Consider the following 22,121-nt stretch of genomic DNA (forward strand, 5'->3'; position numbering starts at 1 on the left):
CCCGCCTCGCAGGTCCCTGCGGGGCGGGTTTTGATATTCAAGAGCCCCCATCATGCGTGTAGACCTGTTCGACTTCGACCTTCCTGACGACAATATCGCACTTCGCCCGGCCAATCCGCGCGACAGTGCACGCCTGCTTGTGGTCGATCCGAACATTGGCCGCAGGACGGACCATCAGGTTTTCGATCTCCCGGGCTTCCTGAAACCGGGCGATGCGCTCGTCTTCAACGACACACGCGTCATTCCAGCCCAGCTTGAAGGCGTGCGTCTTCGCGAGGGCGCACCGGAAACTGCCGTTTCCGCCACGCTGCATATGCGGGCCGACGCCAGTCGCTGGAAGGCTTTTGTCCGGCCCGGCAAGCGCATCAAACGGGGCGACCGCATCCGCTTCGGCTACGAGCGCGACAATGCCTGTGGTCTTGCCTTTCTAGAGGCAACCGTCGAGGAGAAGGGCGAGGAGGGCGAGATCACCCTGCTGTTTGACGTCTCCGGCCCGGTGCTGGATGAGGCCATTGCCTCCGTCGGCCACATCCCATTGCCACCTTACATCGCTGCCAAGCGTCCTGAAGACGCGCAGGACCAGACGGACTATCAGACCATCTATGCCCGCGAAAAAGGTGCCGTCGCGGCCCCTACGGCAGGCCTGCATTTCACGCCCGCTCTGTTCGAAGCCCTGGATGCAGCCGGTATCGAGCGACACTTTCTGACGTTGCATGTGGGAGCTGGTACGTTTCTTCCCGTCAAGGCTGACGATACGGAGGAGCACAAGATGCATCTCGAGATCGGCTACGTCTCCGAGGAAACGGCGGCCAGGTTGAATGCCGTCAAGGCGAGGGGCGGGCGCATCGTCTGCGTCGGTACCACATCGCTTCGGCTGATCGAGAGTGCGGCTGCCGACGATGGCCAGATCAAGTCGTGGTCGGGTGCCACCGGTATCTTCATCACGCCGGGTTATCGCTTCAAGGCGGTCGATATTCTGATGACCAATTTTCATCTGCCGAAATCCACGCTGTTCATGCTGGTGTCGGCATTCTGCGGACTGGACACGATGCGTGAGGCCTATGCCCATGCGATTGCGACCGGTTACCGTTTCTATTCCTATGGCGATTCAAGCCTTCTGTTCCGGAAAAACTGATGCAAGAGAACTTTACCTTCACCCTCAAAAAAACCGATGGTGGCGCGCGCCTCGGTGAAGTCGCCATGCCACGCGGTGCCATCCGCACGCCAGCCTTCATGCCGGTGGGCACCGTTGGAACCGTCAAGGCCATGTATCTGGATCAGGTGCGGGAACTCGGCGCCGATGTTATCTTGGGTAACACCTATCACCTGATGCTGCGTCCCGGCCCCGAGCGGATTCAACGCCTTGGTGGTCTGCATGAGCTGATTCGCTGGCCGCATCCGATCCTGACCGATAGCGGCGGATTCCAGGTCATGTCTCTTTCCGGCCTGCGCAAGTTGGATGAAAAGGGCGTGACGTTCAAAAGCCATGTGGATGGATCGCTGCACCACATGTCGCCGGAACGCTCCATCGAAATTCAGGGCATGCTGGATTCTGACATCCAGATGCAGCTGGACGAATGCATTGCTCTGCCTGCCGAGCGTAAGGAGATCGAGCGCGCCATGGAAATGTCGCTGCGCTGGGCAGAGCGCTGCCGTGTCGCCTTTGGCGAGCAGAAGGGCAAGGCGATGTTCGGCATCGTGCAGGGCGGAGATCAGCCGGATCTGCGCATACGCTCGGCAGAAGGCCTGAAACAGCTCGACCTCAAGGGCTATGCTGTCGGCGGTCTTGCCGTGGGCGAGCCGCAAGACGTGATGCTGGCCATGCTGGAAACGACGCTTCCGGTTCTGCCGACCGAAAAGCCGCGTTACCTGATGGGCGTTGGCACACCGGACGATATCTTGAAATCGGTCGCACGTGGTATCGATATGTTCGACTGCGTCATGCCGACACGGTCCGGTCGCCATGGTCTGGCCTTTACAAGGCGTGGCCGCGTCAATATCCGCAATGCCCGCCACGCCGAAGATATGCGGCCGCTGGACGACCAGTCGAATTGCCCGGCATCGCGCGATTACTCCCGCGCCTACCTGCACCACTTGTCGCGCTCCAACGAGGCGCTGGGCGGCATGCTTCTGTCCTGGCACAACCTGGCCTATTATCAGGAGCTGATGCAGGGGATCCGCAAATCCATAGAAGAAGGCCGCTTTGCGGATTTCTACGCCGAGACCATTGAAATGTGGGCGAAAGGCGATATCGATCGCCTCTGATGTCTAGAGGGATCGAACGGATTTGCTGACCGCGCCTTATGTGCTTTTTCGCGATGATACGACCGGCACGGTAACGCTGTTTACTGAGCCGGATGAGCTTATCGTCGCGAATGAGGTGGAGGAGTTCTTTCCGGCGCTGGAGCGGATGCAGACCGCGCGTGCCGGGGGGAAATATCTTGCCGGTTACATGTCCTATGAGGCGGGCTATCTCTTCGAGAAAAAGCTGGCACCGCTGGTAAGGACGAAGCGCGATGTGCCGTTGCTGTGCTTTGGCGTGTTCGCGTCACCAGCCAGTGATGTCGAGCAGGCGAGCCCCGGTCCACTCATCGATGCAGACGACTTTCTTAGCGACATTAAACCCGGATGGACGCTCGACGAATACAGCTCGCAATTTGCAAGGCTGCACCAGCATCTGCGGCAGGGAGATTGCTATCAAGCCAACCTGACGATGCCTGTCAACGCCCACTGGAACGGTGATCCTCTCGCGGCATTCTGGTCGCTGATATCCAGGCAGCCGGTGAAATATGGCGCGCTTGTCGATCTGGGTGGCCCCATGATCCTGTCGCGTTCGCCAGAATTGTTTTTCTCAGTGAGGGATGGCTGGATCGAAACGCATCCTATGAAGGGTACTGTCAGGCGTGGCGGCTCACCAGCGCAAGACGCCGCATTGATTGCCGACATGCTGAAGGACGAAAAAACGCTCGCCGAAAACCGTATGATCGTTGATCTCTTGCGCAATGATATTTCACGAATCACAGAAGTCGGCACGCTGGACGTTCCGAAGCTCTTCGAGATCGAGACGTATCCCACCGTGCATCAGATGGTCAGTCATGTGAGGGCCAAGCTTTTGCCCGGTCTGGTAATCGAGGATATTTTCGCTGCGCTCTTTCCCTGCGGCTCGATCACGGGTGCGCCGAAGATGCGCGCGATGGAAATCCTGAACGACCTGGAGATTGGTCCACGCAATGTCTATTGCGGTGCCATTGGCATGATTTCACCCGATGGAGACATGCGTTTCTCGGTGGCAATCCGCACCATCACGCTGTTTGAGAACGGCACTGCCACTTTCAATGTCGGCGGCGGGATCGTGTTCGATTCGGTTGCTGATGCGGAATATGAGGAATGCCTGTTGAAGGCGAAGTTCGCGACAGGTGACAGGCGGCTGGTCTAGAGTATTGGCTAAACCGATGGCCCTGCATGCACCGTGAACGTCATCCGCGGGACAAGCCCGAGGATGACGTTGAGGTTGCTTTGCTCCTCACGCCTTTTCGGCAAGAAAGGAATGGCCTTTCCCAATAGCAGCGTCCTCCGGCGCATGGCACCGAGGGATGATTTTGGTTGATTGATCAATCAATAAACCACCACGCCGCGGATGCTCTCGCCCGAATGCATCATCTCGAAGCCGTGGTTGATGTCTTCCAGCGGCATGGTGTGGGTGATCATCGGGTCGATCTGGATTTTGCCATCCATGTACCAATCGACGATCTTGGGAACATCCGTTCGACCGCGTGCGCCGCCGAAGGCAGTGCCCATCCAGTTGCGGCCCGTGACCAGTTGGAACGGGCGCGTCGAGATTTCTTGACCCGCACCGGCGACACCGATGACCACAGATTTACCCCAGCCGCGATGAGAGCTTTCCAGTGCCTGACGCATGACCTTGGTGTTGCCGGTACAATCGAAGGTGTAATCCGCACCGCCAATCGTATCGCCGTTGCGCTTGGTCATGTTGACGAGATATGGCACGATGTCGTCACCGACTTCCTTCGGATTGACGAAGTGTGTCATGCCGAATTTTTCGCCCCAAGCCTTACGGTCGTTGTTGATATCGACACCGATAATCATATCAGCACCGGCAAGGCGCAAACCCTGCAACACGTTGAGGCCAATGCCTCCAAGACCAAAGACGATTGCTGTTGAGCCGATTTCGACCTTGGCTGTGTTGATGACCGCGCCGATGCCTGTCGTCACGCCGCAGCCGATGTAGCAGATCTTGTCGAACGGCGCGTCGGGATTGACCTTGGCCAGCGCAATTTCCGGCAGCACCGTGAAATTGGCGAAGGTCGAGCAGCCCATATAATGGAAGATCTTGTCCTTGCCGATGGAAAAGCGCGAGGTGCCGTCGGGCATGAGACCCTGTCCCTGCGTCGTGCGGATGGACGTGCAGAGGTTGGTTTTGCGGCTGAGGCAAGAATAGCACTCGCGGCATTCCGGCGTGTAGAGCGGGATGACGTGGTCGCCTTTTTTCAGAGACGTCACACCCGGACCGACATCAACGACAATGCCAGCGCCCTCATGGCCGAGAATGGCTGGGAACAGTCCTTCAGGGTCGGCACCTGACAAGGTGAAATCATCCGTATGGCAAATGCCTGTGGCTTTGACCTCGATCAGCACTTCGCCAGCGCGTGGCCCTTCGAGCTGAACCGTCATGATTTCCAGTGGCTTGCCTGCCTGAACAGCGACTGCGGCGCGAACGTCCATTTTAGTCTCCTTAGGTGCGTCTCGAATGTGCAACGACTTTTGCCCGACCTTGGCGAAGGGAACAAGGGCAACAGGCCATATTCGTCAAACTTCCGCGACGCCGATCAAGGCCCGTTGGGCGCTGCGGCGCTCCCGCCAGATGATGAAGAGGCCGGACGCGACGATGATGAGAATACCGATCCATTTCGACGCCGTGGGAAAATCAGAAAACAGAACGTAGCCCAGAACAGTCGCGGAAATGATTTCGAAATACTGAAAGGGAGCCAGCAGCGAAATCGGTGCCAGGCGGAACGCCTTCACGACGAGGAGATGCATATAGCCCGATATCGAGCCCAGCAAGACCAGAAGCACCAGACCATGGCCCCAGCCGGGCAACGACATCTGGAAATTTTCATCGCCCAGCCAGAAACCAATCAGCAGAGCGACCGCCATGAACACCGTGCCAGCGATGCCCGCCATGGTCTGCATGACCAGAGGGCTATCTGCATCCCCCAACGCGCGGTTGAGAAAAAGGTAAAGTGTAAACAGAAAAGCGCAGGCAACGGGCAGGAGTGCGGTCCAGCCAAAGATCTCGAAGCTCGGCTGTATCACGATCATTGCGCCCATGAAGCCGACGGCAATCGCACTCCAGCGCATCCAGCCAACTTTTTCGCCCAGAAACAATGCCGACATCATGGTCAGCAGAAACGGCTCGACGAAATAGATGGCAAACACATCCGCCAGCGGCATGTATTTGACCGCCGCGAAGAACGTCAGGCTGGCTGCGGCATGCAAGACGCCACGCAGCAGATTAAGCCATGGACGTTTGGCAGAGAGCAGGGCTTTCGGAGACATGAGCAGCAACAGGGGCAAGGTGCAGACCAGTTGGAAGAAGAAGCGGTAGAACGTCACCTGGGCCGGCGACATGCCTTCGCTGATCGCCATATATTTCGCAATCGCATCCATGACCGGCAGCACGATCATGCAGACTGCCATGATCAACATGCCTTTCAGGGCACTCTGGCTTGGAACAGGAGAGGCCATACAAACACCATTTGTGGAGGACATTGAGATTGATCAGACTCTGTCTGGTGTTGCAATCGGTGAAGCGGTTAAAGCCAAAACAAAACCCGTCGAAAATTTCGACGGGCTTGCTTCGGTACTCATAGTCATCGAAAGCGACAGTTGAGGCTATTGGTCACTTGTCGCGCGTCACGGACATTTCACCGAATATCCGCGCCATTTCCTTCTGGACATTTTCGTCCGCAGGCGTGTCTGTGTTCACAGGGGCCACGCGCTCCGAAAAAGCCGGTTCAGTTTTGGGATCCAGGCTAACGTCAGGCGTCTCGGCTGCGTTGTTCTTTGCGATCTCTGCCTGCAGGAAGCTCTCGAAATCACTGGTCAACTGGTCACCGAAGACGGCGCCGTTTTCATCCGGCCCAAGCGGCACCGGCTTGGCCGGACTTGCGGAGGCGGTGACGAGCGTTTCGTTACGATAGGTTGGCAGAACCCGTTCACGGGCAGCGTCGAGGAAATCGACAGCGTTGTTTTGATCGATAAGGGGGGGCTGAACCGCTGGCTCCGCCTTGATTGCTGGCGCAGGAGTAACAGGCGGCGCGACCTGACGTTCCTGAACCGACGGTGCCAATACATTGGATCTGTCGACGGGTTCGACGGCAAGGGACGCCGCAGTGACGGCGGGCACCACCGCTGGCGTGAACGGCGCGACCACCGGCTCTCTGGCGACTGTCTTTGGTGCCGGTGCGACGTCAGGAGCGGGCGACGGCATCGGTGGAACAACAGGACGCGGCGCGGCTGGCGCCGGTGATGCTACAGCTGCAGGAGACGCAACAGGTACGGCCTGTCGTGGTGCGGCTGTCGGTGTCGGTCTCGCAGCCACCGTTGGGGCAGGCTGGACTGCGGGCGCTGCCGGTCTAGCAGGAGCTGTAGCGGCGGCTGATGCTGGCCTTTCGACAGGCAGTGGCGCAGACGAAACCGGCATGTCCGGCGAAGACGAGCGTGCCTCCTGCTCGCGTGATGGTCCAAGATGTCGTGGCCGCTCAGGAGCAACGGCCTTTTCCCGTGGCGGCGATTCCAGCATTTCGTTCTGTGGTTCGCGAACATCTTTCATGAAAGGAATGGCGCCGATGCCGCTTTCGATAACGATATCGGTGGGGCCACCAATCATCACGAGATGCTCGACATTGTCGCGACGGACGAGCACGAGGCGACGTCGCGTATCGATCGCTGTGGCATCCAGGACCTGCAGGCGCGGCTGACGATTTTTGCCGCCGCGAATGAAGGGCGAAGAACCGCCGCGTCTGCGAATAAGCCACAGGATGATCGCCAGAGCCAGAAGTGCCACGCCGACACCCACGACTGCAACGATCAGATTGTTGCCATACGTGCCGATCAATTCGTCCATCATCGAGCCAGTTCCTCAGTCTTTTGCCGGGCAAATGATTGCCGCATCTGGTTTTTTCAAGAAGTTTTACGCGAAAAGACGATTTTTTTGCGCCGAGTACAAGTTTTTATCCTTCTAAGGCCGCTAAAATTCTAGGCGGCATGGCGGTAATAACGTTGCACGCGTGGCAAAGGTGCCACGCAAGGTGCGATATCGCACGGAATCAGGCGTATTCTTTGTGTATTGGCAAAGGTTTATGACGACACGGAGCTTTTTGATATTTCCGCAAATTGCTACAAGAGACAGACAAAAGCGATTCCGTTCGAGGTTTTGTCTTCGAATGCGTAGGGGTCGGATAAACTGCAAGGGTTAGAGCCTCGATGACCAAGGTGAGCCAAGCCAGCGACAATGACTTTCCTTTGGTGGACAGGCGGGCCAGGTCCGGGACCCTCTTGCGAATATTGCTTCTCGCTCTCGTTCTTGTCGCTGCTGCTGTCGGTTTTGTCTATTTCAAGAATTCCTTGGAAAACGAGGTCGTACTGGGCATTCTCGGTATCCTCGCGATGCTGGGTATCTTCTTCCTTGTGTCCTCGGCCATCGGGTTTATCGAGGTCATGCCGCAATCCCAGTCCGACGGAATGGCGCGGCGATTTCTGTCATCCAACCCGGACGGCACTCTGATCACAGACCCGAAAGGGCGGCTGGTCTATGCCAATGCGACCTACTGCCAGATGACCGGCGCGACCAAGGCGACCGACATTCAAAGTCTCGAAACGCTGCTGTCGCGGGACCGGGAATCGACCGAAGCCCTCTATCGTCTCATCAACGGTCTGCGTGACGGCACGGACGGCTACGAAGAATTTCGCCTTCTGAAGCCCTTGAGCGCTGCTCCATCTCAGTCCGGCCCACACTGGTATCGCCTGAAGGCACGCCTGTTGAAGGACACGAGTGGAAAAGATCTTCACGTTTTTCAGATCGCCGATATTACCACGGAGCGTGAAGATCAGGAGCGTTTTTTCCGTGAACTTCAAAACGCTATCGACTACCTCGACCATGCGCCTGCGGGTTTCTTTTCCGCTGGAAAAAAAGGCGAGATCGTCTACCTCAACGCCACGCTGTCGCAATGGCTTGGCATTGATCTGGCGCAATTTTCGCCAGGGTCGCTGACGGTATCGGATATCGTGGCGGGCGAGGGGATGGCGCTGATCGAATCCGTTCAGCCCCAGGCTGGAGCCAAGCGCACGGAAATGCTTGATCTCGATATGCGCCGCGTCAATGGACAGAGCATGCCAGCGCGTCTGGTCCATGAGGTGACTGCCGCGCGGGACGGTGCGCCGGGCGAAAGCCGGACCATCGTACTGATGCGCTCCAAGGGCAAGGAAAACGCCGAGTCGGCATCCGCCATGCGTTTTACACGCTTCTTTAACAACACGCCGATGGCGATTGCGTCTCTGGATGGTGACCGTCGAATTCTGCGCACCAACGCGCCGTTCCTCAAACTGTTTTCAGGTGTCGTTGGCCGGGATGATATCGATAACGGTGTGGTTCTCGATGCTGTCCTGCTCGACAATGACAAGCCAAAGCTGCTGGAAGCGATCGACGCCGCAAAAGATCGCCAGGGTGATATCGCGCCGTTTGATTCGCGCCATCCGACCGATGAGGCTCGTCATTTCCGCTTCTACGTCCATGCTGTTCTGGATCAGGACGATGAGGCCCCGGAAGAGGTCGCGATTGTCTATGCCATTGAGGTGACCGAGCAGAAAGCGCTCGAAACACAAATGGCGCAGACCCAGAAGATGAATGCGGTTGGCACCTTGGCAGGTGGCATCGCACATGACTTCAACAATGTTTTGACCGCCATTCTGCTGTCGTCGGACCATTTACTGCTTCAGGCACGTCCTGCCGATGCCAGCTTTGCGGACCTGATGGAAATCAAACGCAATGCCAACCGTGCCGCCGTCCTCGTCCGGCAATTGCTGGCCTTTTCACGCAAGCAGACCATGCGCCCTGCCGTGTTGAACCTGACGGATGTCATCGGCGACCTGCGCATGCTGGTCGATCGTTTGATATCCGGGACCAACGTCAAGCTCGATGTTGATTACGGTCGGGACCTGTGGCCTGTCAAAACCGATCTGTCGCAGTTCGAGCAGGTGCTGATCAATCTGTGCGTGAACGCTCGCGATGCCATGCCGCAAGGCGGAAAGATCAAGATCATCACCCGCAACATGACGGCAGACGATATCGTCGCTCTTGGCCGTGCGGACCTGCCCACGGAAGACCTTGTGATGATCGAGGTCGCCGATACGGGCACTGGCATTCCGCCGGAGATCATGGACAAGATTTTCGAGCCTTTCTTCACCACGAAGGAAGTGGGCAAGGGAACGGGCCTTGGCCTTTCGATGGTCTACGGCATCGTCAAGCAGTCGGGTGGCTACATCTATCCGGATTCGGAAGTGGGCAAGGGAACCGCATTCCGCATCTTCCTGCCGCGTCATATCGTCGAAGTGGTTGCGCCGCTTGAGGGTGAAGCGCTGCGGGAAGCTGTTGCAGCCGCTGCCGCCAAGGATGCCGCTGCAAAAGACGAGCCGCTCGATCTGACCGGCAAATCCGCAGTCGTTCTTCTGGTGGAAGACGAAGAAGCGGTGCGCCGGGGCGGCAAACGTATGCTCGAAACGCGAGGCTATACGGTGCATGAGGCGGGTTCCGGCACGGAAGCGCTTGAGGTGCTGGAGGAATTGGAGGGCAAGGTCGACATCGTCGTTTCAGACGTCGTCATGCCTGAAATGGACGGCCCGTCGCTGCTGCGTGAACTTCGCAAGACCTATCCCGAGATGAAGTTCATCTTTGTGTCTGGTTACGCGGAGGACGCTTTCGCGAAGAACCTGCCAGCCGATGCGAAGTTCGGTTTTCTGCCGAAGCCATTTTCCCTGAAACAGCTTGCGGTCGCCGTCCGCGAAATGCTGGACAGTGAAAATTGACAGCCCCGTCATGCGCTCATATTCTTTAGCCCAACAAGTCGGCGGCACCGGGCCGGCTGCTGTGCCGAACTGCGGCGCAACGGTCGGTCATTCTCTCTACACCAAGAGGCGAGACAATCTACCAACACCTGCTCATCAGGCTGCAAAAAATCACGACAGTGGAGGAGGTCGGCTTCGTGCTGGCCGATATCCAGCAACTGTTCGATTTTCTTTGCTATTATGTTCTTGATACCTCGCGTCTGCTGGAAAAAGAGCCGATATCGTTTCTGTTTCCCTCCAATATTGCAGCCTCACTGTTTTACAACGTTGATGAATGCATTGCCTATTATGCGTCGATTTTCATCCAGTCTCCTGGCAGTCTTGGTCCTGAACGTTGGGACCTTTCAGAGACCGAAACAGGCAATTGCATTACGCCGGAAGCGGCAGCCACGTTTCGAGCGGGTGGCCTGGTAAGAGGCGCGATGTTTCCCGCTCTTGGAATTTCCGGAGCCCCGCGCCTGATTGGATTTGCCGGTGACCGACCTCATCTCACTCTCGACGAGATTGAGAAACTAAACGTTCTGATGATTCACGCTCATGCGCGCCTGACGACCATCACCGGACATCAGGTGCAGGAAAGACAGCCCTTGTCCGGGCTGGAAAAGCAGGTGATGTCATTGGCCTTGGAAGGTCATGGTTTCGAGACGATCGCCACGACGATGGCCCTCACAAGCCGCACGATCAACTACCTGGCCAAGGCTATTTGCCGTAAGATGGAGGTGGAAAGCCTGGAGCATGCAGTTGCTGTTACGCTGAGACGACGAACGCTTCTGTGAGGTTGCAGCTTGCCGTGATCGACGGAAGCAATTCTTCCTTCCGATTGTGATGCGTGAACGGATTAATGATTGCGCTGCGCATCGAGGGGCTTAAAATCGCAGAGAGAAGACCTAGATATGGTGAAGCGAAATACAGGCTCGCGTGACCGAAACGGTAGCGCGATGACGATCTGGAGAATGATGTGAGATGATCGCGACGTCGATCTACATGCAGGGTGACCATGACGGGGACGAAGGCGGTGCGAACCGCGGAACCTCGGTGATTACCCGCACCAAACCAAAGACAAAAAAACCCAATCTTTACCGTGTTCTTTTGTTGAACGACGATTATACTCCCATGGAGTTCGTTATCCACGTTCTGGAGCGTTTCTTCCAGATGGACAGGGAAAGTGCGACCCGCATCACGTTGCGAGTACACCAGCATGGTGTCGGCGAGTGCGGGGTATTTACATATGAAGTCGCAGAGACGAAAGTAAGCCAGGTCATGGATTTCGCCCGACAGCACCAGCATCCGCTGCAGTGTGTCATGGAAAAGAAATGAGGATCGCAACGTGCCAACTTTTTCCCCAAGTCTAGAGAAGGCGCTGCATCAGGCATTGACCTTTGCAAATGAGCGTCATCATGAATACGCCACGCTGGAGCATCTGTTGCTGGCGCTGGTGGACGACGCCGATGCCGCAGCCGTGATGGGCGCTTGCAATGTCGATCTCGACGCACTCCGCAAAACGGTTGTTGATTACGTAGACAACGAACTTTCCAACCTCGTGACCGGCTACGATGAGGATTCCAAGCCGACCTCCGGTTTCCAGCGCGTGATCCAGCGTGCCGTCATCCATGTCCAGTCTTCTGGACGGGAAGAAGTCACCGGTGCGAACGTCCTCGTTGCCATCTTTGCCGAGCGCGAAAGCCACGCAGCCTATTTTCTGCAAGAGCAGGAAATGACACGCTATGACGCCGTAAACTACATTTCACACGGCATCGGCAAACGCCCCGGCTCGTCCCAGACCCGAGCGCCGCGCGGTGCTGAAGAAAATGAGAACGAGGCCAAGCCCGCCCGCAGCGGTGGTATCGAGGACGATTCTGCTGGACCGAAAAAGCAGCAGGATGCGCTGAAGGCCTATTGCGTCAACCTTAACGAGAAAGCCAAGGGCGGCAAGATCGATCCGTTGATCGGTCGTCATGCCGAGGTGAACCGCACCATTCAGATCCTTTGCCGTCGCTCGAAGAACAACCCGCTCTATGTGGGCGATCCAGGTGTGGGCAAGACCGCCATTGCCGAAGGTTTGGCAAAGCGGATCGTGGAGGGCAAGGTGCCCGAAGCGTTGAAAAATGACACGATCTTCTCACTCGATATCGGTACGCTGTTGGCCGGAACACGCTATCGCGGTGATTTCGAAGAGCGTTTGAAGCAGGTCGTCAAGGAACTGGAGGAGACGCCGGGCGCTGTTCTCTTCATTGATGAAATTCACACCGTTATCGGTGCAGGTGCTACCTCCGGCGGCGCCATGGATGCATCCAACCTGCTGAAGCCCGCCTTGTCCTCCGGCGCAATCCGTTGCATCGGCTCGACGACATACAAGGAATATCGCCAGTTCTTCGAAAAGGACCGGGCGCTTGTTCGTCGTTTCCAGAAGATTGACGTCAACGAGCCATCCATTGAAGATGCAATCGAGATCATGAAGGGCCTCAAGCCCTATTACGAGAGCTATCACCATCTTCGCTATTCCAATGAAGCCATCAAGGCCGCAGTGGAGCTTTCGGCACGTTACATCTCCGACCGCAAGCTGCCGGACAAGGCGATTGACGTGATCGACGAGACAGGTGCCGCGCAAATGCTGCTGCCAGCATCCAAGCGTCGCAAGCTGATCACGGAAAAGGAAATTGAAGTCACGATCGCGACCATGGCCCGCATTCCGGCCAAGACGGTATCGAAAGATGACGAGACGGTTTTGGCCAATCTCGAAAAAGAACTGCGTTACGTGGTTTATGGTCAGGATACGGCCATCGAAGCCCTGTCGACGGCAATCAAACTGGCCCGTGCAGGACTGCGTGAGCCCGACAAGCCAATCGGCTCCTACGTCTTTTCCGGTCCGACCGGCGTCGGAAAGACGGAAGTCGCAAAGCAGCTTGCCGCCTCCCTCGGCGTCGAGATGCTTCGTTTCGACATGTCGGAATATATGGAACGCCACACCGTTTCACGTTTGCTTGGCGCACCTCCCGGCTATGTGGGCTTCGAGCAAGGCGGTCTTCTGACTGACGGTGTGGATCAGCATCCGCATTGCGTCGTGCTGCTGGACGAAATCGAGAAGGCGCATCCGGAAATCTACAACATTCTGTTGCAGGTCATGGATCACGGCTCGCTGACGGACCACAATGGCAAGAAGATCGACTTCCGCAACGTCATTCTGATCATGACGACCAATGCGGGTGCGTCGGAAATGGCGAAGTCAGCAATCGGCTTCGGTTCTTCCAAGCGTACGGGCGAAGATGAAGAGGCCCTGAACCGTTTGTTCACACCGGAGTTCCGCAACCGTCTGGATGCGATCATTCCGTTCTCGCCATTGCCGACTGCGGTCATTCACAAGGTGGTCCAGAAATTCGTCATGCAGCTGGAAACCCAGCTGTCCGAGCGCAATGTGACATTCGTTCTGAACGACGATGCGGTCAGCTGGTTGGCGGAAAAAGGCTATGACGAAAAAATGGGTGCCCGTCCGCTTGGGCGCGTCATTCAGGAATACATCAAGAAGCCGCTCGCCAACGAGATTCTCTTCGGGAAGCTCAAGAAGGGTGGCGTCGTGACTGTCTCCATCGGCAAGAAGGATGATGGCACTGAGGGGCTGAAACTGGACGTCGTATCGGAAAGCGCATCGGTCAAGCCAAAGCCTGAAGCCGAGCTGAAGGCCGCCAAGACCGTGAGCAAGGCCAAGGGCAAGGCAAAAACCGCAAAGGCTGAAAAAGCCGAGCCGGACGTAGATATTGCCGTTTTGGATGCGGACAAGGCAGCCGGAGCCGAGAAGCCCGCGCGCAGGACAAACACGGTGCCCAAGGTTCCGAAGAAGAAGTAAGCTGTGTTTCACGTTTAAAAAAAGTGCCGGGTTTGACGCCCGGCACTTTTAGTTTTGTCGGTACCGGACTTTAGCATGTTTTCAGAACGTGAAGCACAGCCCCTTTACCTCTGGTTTTTCAGAGGCATGAAAGGCATTTTTTCACTGCCCGCCCTCATTCTCATGACGTCTTTCGTCGGGTTCAGCGCTTTTGCTTTGGAGTCTGGCGTAACGCGCGGAGAAGCGGTGTTCATGACCTTGTCGGTCTGGGCGCTTCCTGCAAAGATGATTCTGATTGGAGCCATGAGCAGCGGCGCTGGCCTGGCGACGTGCTTTCTGGTCGTAACATTGTCATCGATCCGCATGATGCCGATGGTGGCCTCCATCGTGCCGGAAATGCGAACAGCAAAAACGCCGACCTGGATCTTGCTGTTCCTGTCACACTTTGTCGCCATTACGGCTTGGGTCTACGCAACGCAAAATCTCAGCAAGGTACCCCGAGAGGCGCGCGTTGCGTGGTTCATCGGCTTTGGAATGACGTTGACGCTGGTCAACGCCGTAATTGTCGGTGTTTGCTATGGCGTGGTCGCGGCCTTTCCGCCAATCGTCGCTGGCGTGTTGTTTTTCCTGACACCTGTCTATTTCGTCTCGTCCATCTGGGCCACAGCCCGGCATACGGTCGTCAAGGTCGCTTTTGTCATTGGCGTCATCGCTGGTCCACTGTTTGCCATGGTCGAACCCGAATTCGATATTCTCTATGCCGGTATAGGCGGCGGAACACTTGCCTATCTTATCGATCGCTTCTGGTTTCGGCGCGCAAACGCATCCACGTCAGTGGAGGGTGAGCCATGATGACGGACGCATGGTGGGCGCCTTATCTCTTCATCGCCTTTGCAGGCTGGCTCGCGACAGACCTGTGGCGCTGGCTCGGCGTTGTCGCCGGCAATCGTCTGAAGGAGGGGTCCGAAACACTCAACTGGGTGAGGGCGGTGGCAACGGCTCTCGTCATGGCGGTCACGGCAAAGCTGATCGTCTTCCCGACAGGTACGCTGGAAAATTCGCCAATGTGGCTCCGCATCGGCGCGGCATCGCTCGGATTTGCGGTTTTTCTATTGGCGCGCCAAAGGGTGTTGGTTGGGGTGGTGGTCCCGATTGTTCTGCTTGCCGTCGGCCTTTTGGCTCTCGACCTGCGATAAGGCTAGGGTTTACGTAACGTTCAAGTCTCAACGATAGCTTTGGCCGCAACGGAGATACTTATGCGATTGTTGCCAGCTGAGCGTGTCCTCATTCTTCTCGTCGCCGTCGTGGCATTCGCCGATCTTATTTTGATCATGGCGAAAGGCATCTCGATTGACTGGATGGGCTACGCATTTCCCGGTTTCGGAGCTTTGGCTTTGATGATCGGGGGATTATATTATCGGACGCACCGCGGCGAAGAGCGCCTTGCAGTGGTCTTGATTGCTTCAGGGCTTTTCATCGTTTTCACACTTGTCGCATCGGTCTTCAACTATCTTCTGCTTCCAATCCGCATGACGCCATTCGATGGGCTGCTGGTCCAAGTCGATGCAATCTTTGGCTATAGTTGGCCGAGGGCCGTTGCGGTCGCCGCTGAATGGCCGATCATATCCAGAATACTTTTTTACGTCTATTTCAGCTCACTTCCGCAGCTTGCCTTCGTGATCGTCTTGCTGGGGTTTTCAGGCAAAACCAATGCCCTGTGGCATTTTCTGCTGACCGGTTTCATTGGTGTCATCGGTTCCATCGCAATCTGGTTGGTATTTCCGACCTTCGGGCCATCGACGCTATACGTTTTGTCTCCAGACCTTTTGTCGAGAATTGAACTGGGCGTGACACCGAACTACGGAGACGAGCTTCTGAGGCTCGGCCGCGAAGGGGCAGGCTACATTTCTCCAAGAAATGTGCTGGGCCTCATTGGTTTCCCGTCGTTTCACACCGTCATGGCGTGCATGTCCGTCGTCTTTTTAGCGCGCATCAGGTCGATTTTTCCATTCGTCCTTATCGTCAATGTCGTAATGCTGCCGGCCATTCTCGTCCATGGCGGACATCACCTCAGCGATGTCCTTGGCGGCATGGCGATGTTTGGGTTGGCCTATGTTCTGGCGGGAAAGGTGCTTGCAACGTTGTCTTCAGAAGAAGCGGAGCCGGATGCAAAAATGCCGATTTGAAACATCAGCGCGCCTGATCAGCCGAGCGCGGCCTTGATCTTCTCCGCATGCGCTCTCAACACATCACCATCTGCCATGGTGCCGCTGTGCGGCTTCATGGGTTCGTGTTCGTTGCGTGGTATGACGTGGAAGTGCAGGTGGAAAACGGTTTGTCCGGCCGCTGCCTCGTTAAACTGCGCTACATTGACGCCTTCGGCGTCGAAAGCGTGCTTTGCGGCGATGGCCAGTTTTTGGACCACTGCGATGGTCTTCGCCAAAACAGCAGGATCGGCATCCAAAATATTGCGCGAGGCTGCTTTGGGGATGACGAGCAGGTGGCCGGGTGCTTGTGGCATGACATCCATGAACGCCAGCGTGTCATCGTCTTCGTAGACCTTCGCGCAAGGTATTTCACCGCGCAGGATTTTGGCGAAGATGTTGTTGGTATCATAGGCCGATGTCATCACATGTCTCCTGGTATAATGGTGCAATCAGTCGTCTGCTTCCGGGCGCTCACCCTTTCGGAATGGACTATGCTCATCGAGATAGTCTGCGATCTGCTCGACTTCGTTGCGTTCACGCTGCAGATAATCAGCAATGGCACGACGCAAGCCCGGATGGGTGATGAAATGGGCGGAACGTGTCGTCACCGGAGTGTAACCGCGCGCAAGCTTATGCTCGCCCTGCGCACCCGCTTCAACGCGCTTCAGCCCTTTTGCCAGCGCAAAATCGATGGCCTGGTGGTAGCAGACTTCGAAATGCAGATAGGGGTGGTCTTCGATGCACCCCCAATGGCGCCCATAGAGAGCCTCTCCACCGATGAAATTGATGGCGCCCGCGATATAACGCCCCTCGCGTTTTGCCATGACGAGCAGGATATCATCGGCCATGCGCTGGCCGATCAGCGAGTAGAAGTCTCGGGTGAGGTAGGGGCGACCCCATTTGCGGCTGCCGGTGTCCTTATAGAAGGCAAAGAACTGGTCCCAGATATCTTCGGTCAGATCGCTGCCTGTCAGCCAGTCAATTTCGATGCCGTTTTCCAGTGCGGCGCGTCGTTCCTTTTTCAGGCCCTTGCGCTTGCGCGACGATAGGGCATCGAGAAAATCGGCGTGGTCGCGGTAGCCATTGTTGATAAAATGGAATTGCTGGTCTGTGCGCGGCAAAAAGCCTTCCTGCACCAGCGCGTCGATATCGTCATCGGGTGCGAAGGTCACGTGTGACGAAGACACTCCGGTTGCTTCTGTAACCTGCCGCAGGCCGGATGCCAGAACCTGACGGAAAGCAGCGTCATCAACACCATTTGTCAGCAGCCGTGGCCCGGTGGCAGGCGTGAAGGGCACCGAGCATTGCAGCTTCGGATAGTAATGGCCGCCCGCCCGCTCTAGTGCATCCGCCCATCCATGGTCGAAAACATACTCGCCCTGACTGTGACTTTTCAGATAGGCAGGGATTGCGCTTTTCAACAGACCATCGCTGTTTTCAAGCAGAAGATGGTGCCCGCGCCAGCCGGTCTTTGCGGTTGCGGAGCCGGACTCTTCCATTGATGACAGAAATGCATGCGATATGAAGGGGTTGTAGTCTTCTGTTTGTGTCGTTTTTGAAGTCCCGGAGAGCCTGTTCCAGCTTTCCGGATCTATGTCCTTGAAGGATTGCTCTACGCGAATGGAATATTCCTCGCTCATGCGCTGGCTGTCGTACCTTCTTTTGGATCGAAACCTTCGAACGTGATCTGGTCCGCATATCTATAGGTATTCTCGCGTCCGATTTCATCCCGCACGGTCCAGGTAATGACGGGAAGGCCGAGTTTTCTTTGAGCGTCAATGAAGCTGTTGGGCAGGTGGGGCCAAGCGTAGGAGATGAAGTCTAGGCCAATCTGCATCGCTTCGTCATGCTTGAAGAAGTCCTCCGGATTTGCACCCTCTGCCGTGAGGCCGAGAGGCCAGGGCGAGCCTGCCGCTTTCAAAGCCTTCAGCAGATGATGATGGAAGCTCATCAGTGCGACCTGACCTTCATAACCCTCCAGCACCTCCAGCACCGCTTCCGCAAAGCCGTCATCGATGCCTTCACCGACCCGACCCTTGAGTTCCAGCACCAACGGGACCTGGCCGTCGCAAAGTTTCAGGAGTTGCTTGAGCGTTGGCACGCGGTCTCTGGTCTGTCCGACCGATAACATGCCAAGTTCACCCGATGTCCGCTCCCGCACATCACCTTTGATACCGGTGAGCCGGGTCATCTCATCGTCATGGAAGACGACGGGAACGCTATCGGAAGCGAGCTGCAAATCGCACTCGATGCTAAAACCCGCCTCGATGGCGCGGGAGAAAGCCGTGAGGGTATTCTCCCACACGGTTTCATTCTGGTCATGATAGCCACGATGGGCAATCGGTGTAGCCGTCAGCCATGAAAGTTTCAGCGTCATCCGTCGATTTCCACGATAGCGTCGATCTCGACTGCGGCGTTGAAGGGTAGGGAGGCCATTCCGACGGCGGCCCGGGCGTGTTTGCCAGCTTCGCCGAGAACATTGGCGATGAGGTTGGACGCGCCGTTGATGACGAGATGCTGCTCGGTAAACTCCGGTACGGATGCGACAAAGCCATTGAGCTTCAAGATACGACGAACCTTTGAAAGGTCGCCATTCAATGCAGCTTTGACTTGCGCCAGAATATTGACGGCGCAAAGTTCGGCGGCACGTTGGGCTGTTGCGACATCGACATCCCGACCGACGTGGCCAGTGACCGCAATCTTGCCGGATTCCATCGGCAATTGACCGGAAACATAAAGCAGATTGCCGCTGATGGTATAAGGTAGATAATTTGCAGCAGGTGCCGCGGCGGCGGGCAGGGTGTAGCCCAATTCCTTCAGGCGAGCTTCGATGGCATCCGACATTTTCGTCTCCGCTTTTGTTGTAAATCGTTCGAAAATCCGGCAAAAAGAACATGATGTCCAAAAGCCGGGCGGTTGCTTGTACAATATGAGCGATGAGTCCAACAGGAGATATTGAATGTTTGTCAGGAACCTTGCCATCGCACTTGCCTCTGGCACCTTTATGGTGATGCCTGACGTCGCAAGCGCTGTGCCTGCCACCGTTCCGAATCTCATCTCCCATCGCGCCGTCTATGATCTGGAGTTGAAGGACGCGTCTGATCGTTCCGGCATCGAAGGCATGACGGGCAGAATGGTCTACGAGTTCACGGGTTCCTCCTGCAAAGGCTATAAAACCGACTTTCGCTTCGTTACCCAGATCAACACCGGTGATGCGGTGCGGCTGACGGATCAGCAGACGACGACGTTCGAGGATGTAGCGTCCAAGAAATTCACCTTCGAGACCAAGTCCTTTACGGATGACAAGCTGGACAAGGAGGTCACGGGCTCCGCTGCGGATGATAACGGTGCGATGAAAATCGACCTGACCAAGCCCGATGTGCGCAAGGTCGATCTGGTCGCCGGCGAATTTCCGACAGAGCACATGGTGCAGGTCATAGAGAATGCAAAACTTGGTAAGCGTATTTTCGAATCTCGGGTGTTCGATGGTTCCGATGATGGCGATGAAAGTCTGATCACGTCTACTTTGGTGGGCAAGGAGCAGGCGCCCACGGACGGCGATGCAGATGCGGGTAAAGCCGGTGATTTTGCAAAGACACCGTTCTGGCCCGTGACGATTGCCTATTACAATGACAAGGCTGGAGCCGACTCGCTTCCTATCTATCGTATGTCGTTCAAGCTTTACGACAATGGAATCACACGCGATCTGACCATGGATTATGGAGATTTCGTGCTGACCGGAAAACTGGCCAAGCTCGATATCCTCAAGCCGGAAAGCTGTGATAACCAGCCTGTCCGCTGATCGATTTCGTTATTTTCGGCATATTTGCTTGCGTTTCTTCAAAACAGTCTGTATGCGGCAGACCATTCCACACGCGAAGCTTGGGATGTTCCGGGAGAAATCCGGTTCGTTCCGCCCGGTGGTGCCATCTTGATGGCGCTGTTTGCTTCGCGGGGGTTAAACCGGAAAAGGATAACTAGGCATGGCATTGCCCGATTTCTCTATGCGTCAGCTTCTGGAAGCTGGCGTTCACTTTGGTCACCAGACACATCGCTGGAACCCGAAGATGAAGCCGTACATCTTCGGCGACCGCAGCAACATCCACATCATCGACTTGGCACAGACAGTTCCTTTGCTGTCGCGCGCCCTTCAGGTCGTGTCTGACACGGTTGCCCGTGGCGGTCGCGTTCTGTTCGTTGGCACGAAGCGTCAGGCTTCGGAAATCATTGCCGACAGTGCAAAGCGTTCTGCTCAGTACTATGTCAACTCGCGTTGGCTCGGCGGCATGATGACCAACTGGAAGACGATTTCCAACTCGATCGCGCGTCTGCGCAAGGTCGACGAAATCCTCAACTCCGACGCAGCTGGCTATTCCAAGAAAGAGCGTCTGAACCTTGAGCGCGAACGCGAAAAGCTTGAAAAGGCTCTCGGCGGTATCCGCGATATGGGCGGCGTTCCTGACCTGATGTTCATTGTTGACACCAACAAGGAAAAGATCGCAATCGAAGAAGCCAAGCGTCTTGGCATTCCGGTTGTTGCGATCATCGACAGCAACTGCGATCCAGATCAGATCGACTTCCCGATCCCAGGTAACGACGATGCATCGCGCGCAATCTCGCTCTATTGCGATCTGATTGCCCGTGCAGCCATCGACGGTATCGCTCGTCAGCAGGGTTCTTCCGGTCGCGACATTGGCGCTTCTGAAGAAGCTCCGATCGAGCCTGCGCTTGAAGACGAAGCTGGCGCCGGTACGGCTGCCTGATACGTTATACGGGTGGCACCCATGTGCCACCTTCTCCACGAGACGAGACAAGGCCGTTCTGGACTAGAAAAGTTCGGCGGCCTTGTTCGTTTCAACCGCGCGGTCCGCATGGCGATGCGCGAGGTTCATGATATTTCGTGATAGCCTCTTCATCAGGCTGTCACAGTTCCGGGTACATTCGTTCCCAAAATCCGATTGAGGTCTGGCAGCAACCGCGCCGTGACCGACGAACCGACAAGAGGCACACAATGAGCGAAATCACAGCCGCAATGGTAAAGGAACTGCGCGAGAAGTCTGGCGCAGGCATGATGGATTGCAAAAAGGCGCTGACTGAGACAGCCGGTGACATGGAAGCCGCAATCGACTGGTTGCGCGCCAAGGGCATTTCCAAGGCTGACAAGAAGTCTGGCCGGACAGCTGCTGAAGGCCTCATTGGTATCGCATCCGCCGGTCACAAGGCTGTTGTTGTTGAAGTCAACTCGGAAACCGACTTCGTTGCGCGTAACGACGCCTTCCAGGACATCGTTCGCGGTACGGCATCTGTCGGCCTGACGACAGATGGCACGGTCGAGTCCATCGCTGCCGCGATCTATCCGGCAACCGGCAAGTCCGTTTCCGACACCATCAAGGACGCAATCGCGACCATTGGTGAGAACATGGCGCTTCGTCGCTCCGCTTTGCTCGAAGTCAAGCACGGCGTTGTCGCGACCTATGTTCATAACGCTGCTGGCGACGGCATCGGCAAGCTCGGCGTTCTCGTCGCGCTGCAGTCGGAAGGCGACAAGGCTGTTCTCACATCGATCGGCCGTCAGATTGCCATGCATATTGCCGCCACAAACCCGCTTGCCATCCGTTCTGAAGAAGTTGACGCGACTGTTGCTGAACGCGAACGCAACGTCTTCATCGAACAGGCCCGCGAATCCGGCAAGCCTGAAGCCATCATCGAAAAGATGGTCGATGGCCGTATGCGCAAGTTCTTCGAAGAAGTTGCTCTTCTGTCGCAGGCTTTCGTCATCAACCCTGACATCACCGTTGGTGACGCCGTAAAGGAAGCTGAAAAGGAAGCTGGCGCGAAGATCGAAGTCGTCGGCATGGCGCGCCTTCTTCTCGGTGAAGGCATCGAGAAGGAAGAGAGCGATTTCGCAGCTGAAGTTGCTGCCGTCGCCAAGGGCTGATCCATTTACCCAA

21 protein-coding genes are annotated in these 22,121 nt (G+C 56.4%); 14 read left to right on the top strand and 7 right to left on the bottom strand.

Annotated elements, in window-relative coordinates; all coding sequences use genetic code 11:
- The first annotated feature begins 52 nt into the window (after positions 1-52).
- Genes queA through EKM04_RS11070 form a run of 3 tightly spaced genes read left to right on the top strand, consistent with a single transcriptional unit; the run spans position 53 to position 3,436 of the window.
- Positions 53-1,135, top strand: a complete 1,083-nt coding sequence (gene queA, locus EKM04_RS11060; RefSeq protein WP_183897312.1) for a tRNA preQ1(34) S-adenosylmethionine ribosyltransferase-isomerase QueA — start codon at positions 53-55, stop codon at positions 1,133-1,135.
- On the top strand, positions 1,135-2,265 hold the full coding sequence (gene tgt / locus EKM04_RS11065; RefSeq protein WP_183897313.1) for a tRNA guanosine(34) transglycosylase Tgt: 1,131 nt from the start codon (positions 1,135-1,137) through the stop codon (positions 2,263-2,265). Before queA ends, tgt begins: the two co-directional genes overlap by 1 nt.
- 22 nt (positions 2,266-2,287) lie before the next feature.
- Complete coding sequence (locus EKM04_RS11070; protein ID WP_183897314.1) at positions 2,288-3,436, top strand: aminodeoxychorismate synthase component I; 1,149 nt, start codon at positions 2,288-2,290, stop codon at positions 3,434-3,436.
- Between the two features lie 179 nt (positions 3,437-3,615).
- On the opposite strand, the gene EKM04_RS11075 is transcribed toward EKM04_RS11070, so the two are convergent.
- Both EKM04_RS11075 and EKM04_RS11080 read right to left on the bottom strand, forming a co-directional pair.
- Complete coding sequence (locus EKM04_RS11075) at positions 3,616-4,743, bottom strand: S-(hydroxymethyl)glutathione dehydrogenase/class III alcohol dehydrogenase (protein ID WP_183897315.1); 1,128 nt, start codon at positions 4,741-4,743, stop codon at positions 3,616-3,618.
- A gap of 84 nt (positions 4,744-4,827) precedes the next feature.
- The gene (locus EKM04_RS11080) at positions 4,828-5,766 is read right to left on the bottom strand and encodes a DMT family transporter (protein ID WP_412762990.1); all 939 of its coding nucleotides are present in this window, start codon (positions 5,764-5,766) and stop codon (positions 4,828-4,830) included.
- Here EKM04_RS11080 and EKM04_RS11085 point away from each other — a divergent pair.
- The gene (locus EKM04_RS11085) at positions 5,717-5,911 is read left to right on the top strand and encodes a hypothetical protein (protein WP_174152804.1); all 195 of its coding nucleotides are present in this window, start codon (positions 5,717-5,719) and stop codon (positions 5,909-5,911) included. The two genes, EKM04_RS11080 and EKM04_RS11085, sit on opposite strands and share 50 nt — an antisense overlap.
- A gap of 9 nt (positions 5,912-5,920) precedes the next feature.
- On the opposite strand, the gene EKM04_RS11090 is transcribed toward EKM04_RS11085, so the two are convergent.
- Positions 5,921-7,150 carry a flagellar biosynthetic protein FliO gene (locus EKM04_RS11090; RefSeq protein ID WP_183897317.1) on the bottom strand — a complete coding sequence of 410 codons (1,230 nt, stop codon included), beginning with the start codon at positions 7,148-7,150 and terminating at the stop codon, positions 5,921-5,923.
- A 356-nt stretch (positions 7,151-7,506) separates the two neighbouring features.
- Here EKM04_RS11090 and cckA point away from each other — a divergent pair, with 356 nt between their 5' ends.
- From cckA to EKM04_RS11125, 7 genes are all read left to right on the top strand, one after another.
- Complete coding sequence (gene cckA, locus EKM04_RS11095; RefSeq protein ID WP_183897318.1) at positions 7,507-10,104, top strand: cell cycle histidine kinase CckA; 2,598 nt, start codon at positions 7,507-7,509, stop codon at positions 10,102-10,104.
- Positions 10,105-10,280: 176 nt separating this feature from the next.
- Positions 10,281-10,919 carry a helix-turn-helix transcriptional regulator gene (locus tag EKM04_RS11100; protein WP_183897319.1) on the top strand — a complete coding sequence of 213 codons (639 nt, stop codon included), beginning with the start codon at positions 10,281-10,283 and terminating at the stop codon, positions 10,917-10,919.
- Between the two features lie 187 nt (positions 10,920-11,106).
- Positions 11,107-11,460: an ATP-dependent Clp protease adapter ClpS gene (gene clpS / locus EKM04_RS11105; RefSeq protein ID WP_174152870.1), complete on the top strand. Its 354-nt coding sequence runs from the start codon at positions 11,107-11,109 to the stop codon at positions 11,458-11,460.
- Positions 11,461-11,470: 10 nt separating this feature from the next.
- The gene (gene clpA, locus EKM04_RS11110) at positions 11,471-13,984 is read left to right on the top strand and encodes an ATP-dependent Clp protease ATP-binding subunit ClpA (protein WP_183897320.1); all 2,514 of its coding nucleotides are present in this window, start codon (positions 11,471-11,473) and stop codon (positions 13,982-13,984) included.
- Between the two features lie 75 nt (positions 13,985-14,059).
- Positions 14,060-14,815: an AzlC family ABC transporter permease gene (locus EKM04_RS11115; RefSeq protein ID WP_183897321.1), complete on the top strand. Its 756-nt coding sequence runs from the start codon at positions 14,060-14,062 to the stop codon at positions 14,813-14,815.
- On the top strand, positions 14,812-15,159 hold the full coding sequence (locus EKM04_RS11120; RefSeq protein ID WP_183897322.1) for an AzlD domain-containing protein: 348 nt from the start codon (positions 14,812-14,814) through the stop codon (positions 15,157-15,159). The genes EKM04_RS11115 and EKM04_RS11120 overlap by 4 nt, the downstream gene beginning before the upstream one ends.
- A gap of 60 nt (positions 15,160-15,219) precedes the next feature.
- Entirely contained in the window at positions 15,220-16,149 is a 930-nt protein-coding gene (locus EKM04_RS11125; protein WP_183897323.1) for a phosphatase PAP2 family protein, read from the top strand.
- Positions 16,150-16,166: 17 nt separating this feature from the next.
- On the opposite strand, the gene EKM04_RS11130 is transcribed toward EKM04_RS11125, so the two are convergent.
- Genes EKM04_RS11130 through EKM04_RS11145 form a run of 4 tightly spaced genes read right to left on the bottom strand, consistent with a single transcriptional unit; the run spans position 16,167 to position 19,014 of the window.
- Positions 16,167-16,592 (bottom strand): HIT family protein, encoded by a 426-nt coding sequence (locus tag EKM04_RS11130; protein ID WP_174152875.1) that lies wholly within the window; start codon positions 16,590-16,592, stop codon positions 16,167-16,169.
- 27 nt (positions 16,593-16,619) lie between these two features.
- Positions 16,620-17,810: a GNAT family N-acetyltransferase gene (locus EKM04_RS11135; RefSeq protein WP_183897324.1), complete on the bottom strand. Its 1,191-nt coding sequence runs from the start codon at positions 17,808-17,810 to the stop codon at positions 16,620-16,622.
- Positions 17,807-18,547 (bottom strand): glycerophosphodiester phosphodiesterase family protein, encoded by a 741-nt coding sequence (locus EKM04_RS11140; protein WP_183897325.1) that lies wholly within the window; start codon positions 18,545-18,547, stop codon positions 17,807-17,809. Before EKM04_RS11140 ends, EKM04_RS11135 begins: the two co-directional genes overlap by 4 nt.
- Positions 18,544-19,014 (bottom strand): RidA family protein, encoded by a 471-nt coding sequence (locus EKM04_RS11145; RefSeq protein ID WP_174152878.1) that lies wholly within the window; start codon positions 19,012-19,014, stop codon positions 18,544-18,546. Before EKM04_RS11145 ends, EKM04_RS11140 begins: the two co-directional genes overlap by 4 nt.
- 115 nt (positions 19,015-19,129) lie before the next feature.
- Here EKM04_RS11145 and EKM04_RS11150 point away from each other — a divergent pair, with 115 nt between their 5' ends.
- The 3 genes from EKM04_RS11150 (at position 19,130) to tsf (ending at position 22,108) form a co-directional block, all read left to right on the top strand.
- A complete protein-coding gene (locus EKM04_RS11150) occupies positions 19,130-19,972 on the top strand; it encodes a cell envelope integrity EipB family protein (RefSeq protein ID WP_183897326.1) in 843 nt (280 codons plus the stop codon).
- Between the two features lie 181 nt (positions 19,973-20,153).
- A complete protein-coding gene (rpsB, locus tag EKM04_RS11155; RefSeq protein WP_183897327.1) occupies positions 20,154-20,933 on the top strand; it encodes a 30S ribosomal protein S2 in 780 nt (259 codons plus the stop codon).
- Positions 20,934-21,181: 248 nt separating this feature from the next.
- Entirely contained in the window at positions 21,182-22,108 is a 927-nt protein-coding gene (gene tsf, locus EKM04_RS11160) for a translation elongation factor Ts (protein WP_183897328.1), read from the top strand.
- Positions 22,109-22,121 lie beyond the last annotated feature (13 nt).

The organism is Rhizobium skierniewicense Ch11, assembly GCF_023757665.1.
GTDB lineage: Bacteria > Pseudomonadota > Alphaproteobacteria > Rhizobiales > Rhizobiaceae > Agrobacterium > Agrobacterium skierniewicense.

Excerpts from the sequence above, each read along its gene's own strand:
- queA (WP_183897312.1), top strand. The coding sequence starts at position 53 with ATGCGTGTAGACCTGTTCGACTTCGACCTTCCTGACGACAATATCGCA.
- tgt (WP_183897313.1), top strand. The coding sequence starts at position 1,135 with ATGCAAGAGAACTTTACCTTCACCCTCAAAAAAACCGATGGTGGCGCG.
- EKM04_RS11075 (WP_183897315.1), bottom strand. The coding sequence starts at position 4,743 with ATGGACGTTCGCGCCGCAGTCGCTGTTCAGGCAGGCAAGCCACTGGAA.
- EKM04_RS11085 (WP_174152804.1), top strand. The coding sequence starts at position 5,717 with ATGATCAACATGCCTTTCAGGGCACTCTGGCTTGGAACAGGAGAGGCC.
- EKM04_RS11080 (WP_412762990.1), bottom strand. The coding sequence starts at position 5,766 with ATGGCCTCTCCTGTTCCAAGCCAGAGTGCCCTGAAAGGCATGTTGATC.
- EKM04_RS11090 (WP_183897317.1), bottom strand. The coding sequence starts at position 7,150 with ATGATGGACGAATTGATCGGCACGTATGGCAACAATCTGATCGTTGCA.
- cckA (WP_183897318.1), top strand. The coding sequence starts at position 7,507 with ATGACCAAGGTGAGCCAAGCCAGCGACAATGACTTTCCTTTGGTGGAC.
- clpS (WP_174152870.1), top strand. The coding sequence starts at position 11,107 with ATGATCGCGACGTCGATCTACATGCAGGGTGACCATGACGGGGACGAA.
- EKM04_RS11115 (WP_183897321.1), top strand. The coding sequence starts at position 14,060 with ATGTTTTCAGAACGTGAAGCACAGCCCCTTTACCTCTGGTTTTTCAGA.
- EKM04_RS11120 (WP_183897322.1), top strand. The coding sequence starts at position 14,812 with ATGATGACGGACGCATGGTGGGCGCCTTATCTCTTCATCGCCTTTGCA.
- EKM04_RS11125 (WP_183897323.1), top strand. The coding sequence starts at position 15,220 with ATGCGATTGTTGCCAGCTGAGCGTGTCCTCATTCTTCTCGTCGCCGTC.
- EKM04_RS11130 (WP_174152875.1), bottom strand. The coding sequence starts at position 16,592 with ATGACATCGGCCTATGATACCAACAACATCTTCGCCAAAATCCTGCGC.
- EKM04_RS11135 (WP_183897324.1), bottom strand. The coding sequence starts at position 17,810 with ATGAGCGAGGAATATTCCATTCGCGTAGAGCAATCCTTCAAGGACATA.
- EKM04_RS11140 (WP_183897325.1), bottom strand. The coding sequence starts at position 18,547 with ATGACGCTGAAACTTTCATGGCTGACGGCTACACCGATTGCCCATCGT.
- EKM04_RS11145 (WP_174152878.1), bottom strand. The coding sequence starts at position 19,014 with ATGTCGGATGCCATCGAAGCTCGCCTGAAGGAATTGGGCTACACCCTG.
- EKM04_RS11150 (WP_183897326.1), top strand. The coding sequence starts at position 19,130 with ATGTTTGTCAGGAACCTTGCCATCGCACTTGCCTCTGGCACCTTTATG.
- rpsB (WP_183897327.1), top strand. The coding sequence starts at position 20,154 with ATGGCATTGCCCGATTTCTCTATGCGTCAGCTTCTGGAAGCTGGCGTT.
- tsf (WP_183897328.1), top strand. The coding sequence starts at position 21,182 with ATGAGCGAAATCACAGCCGCAATGGTAAAGGAACTGCGCGAGAAGTCT.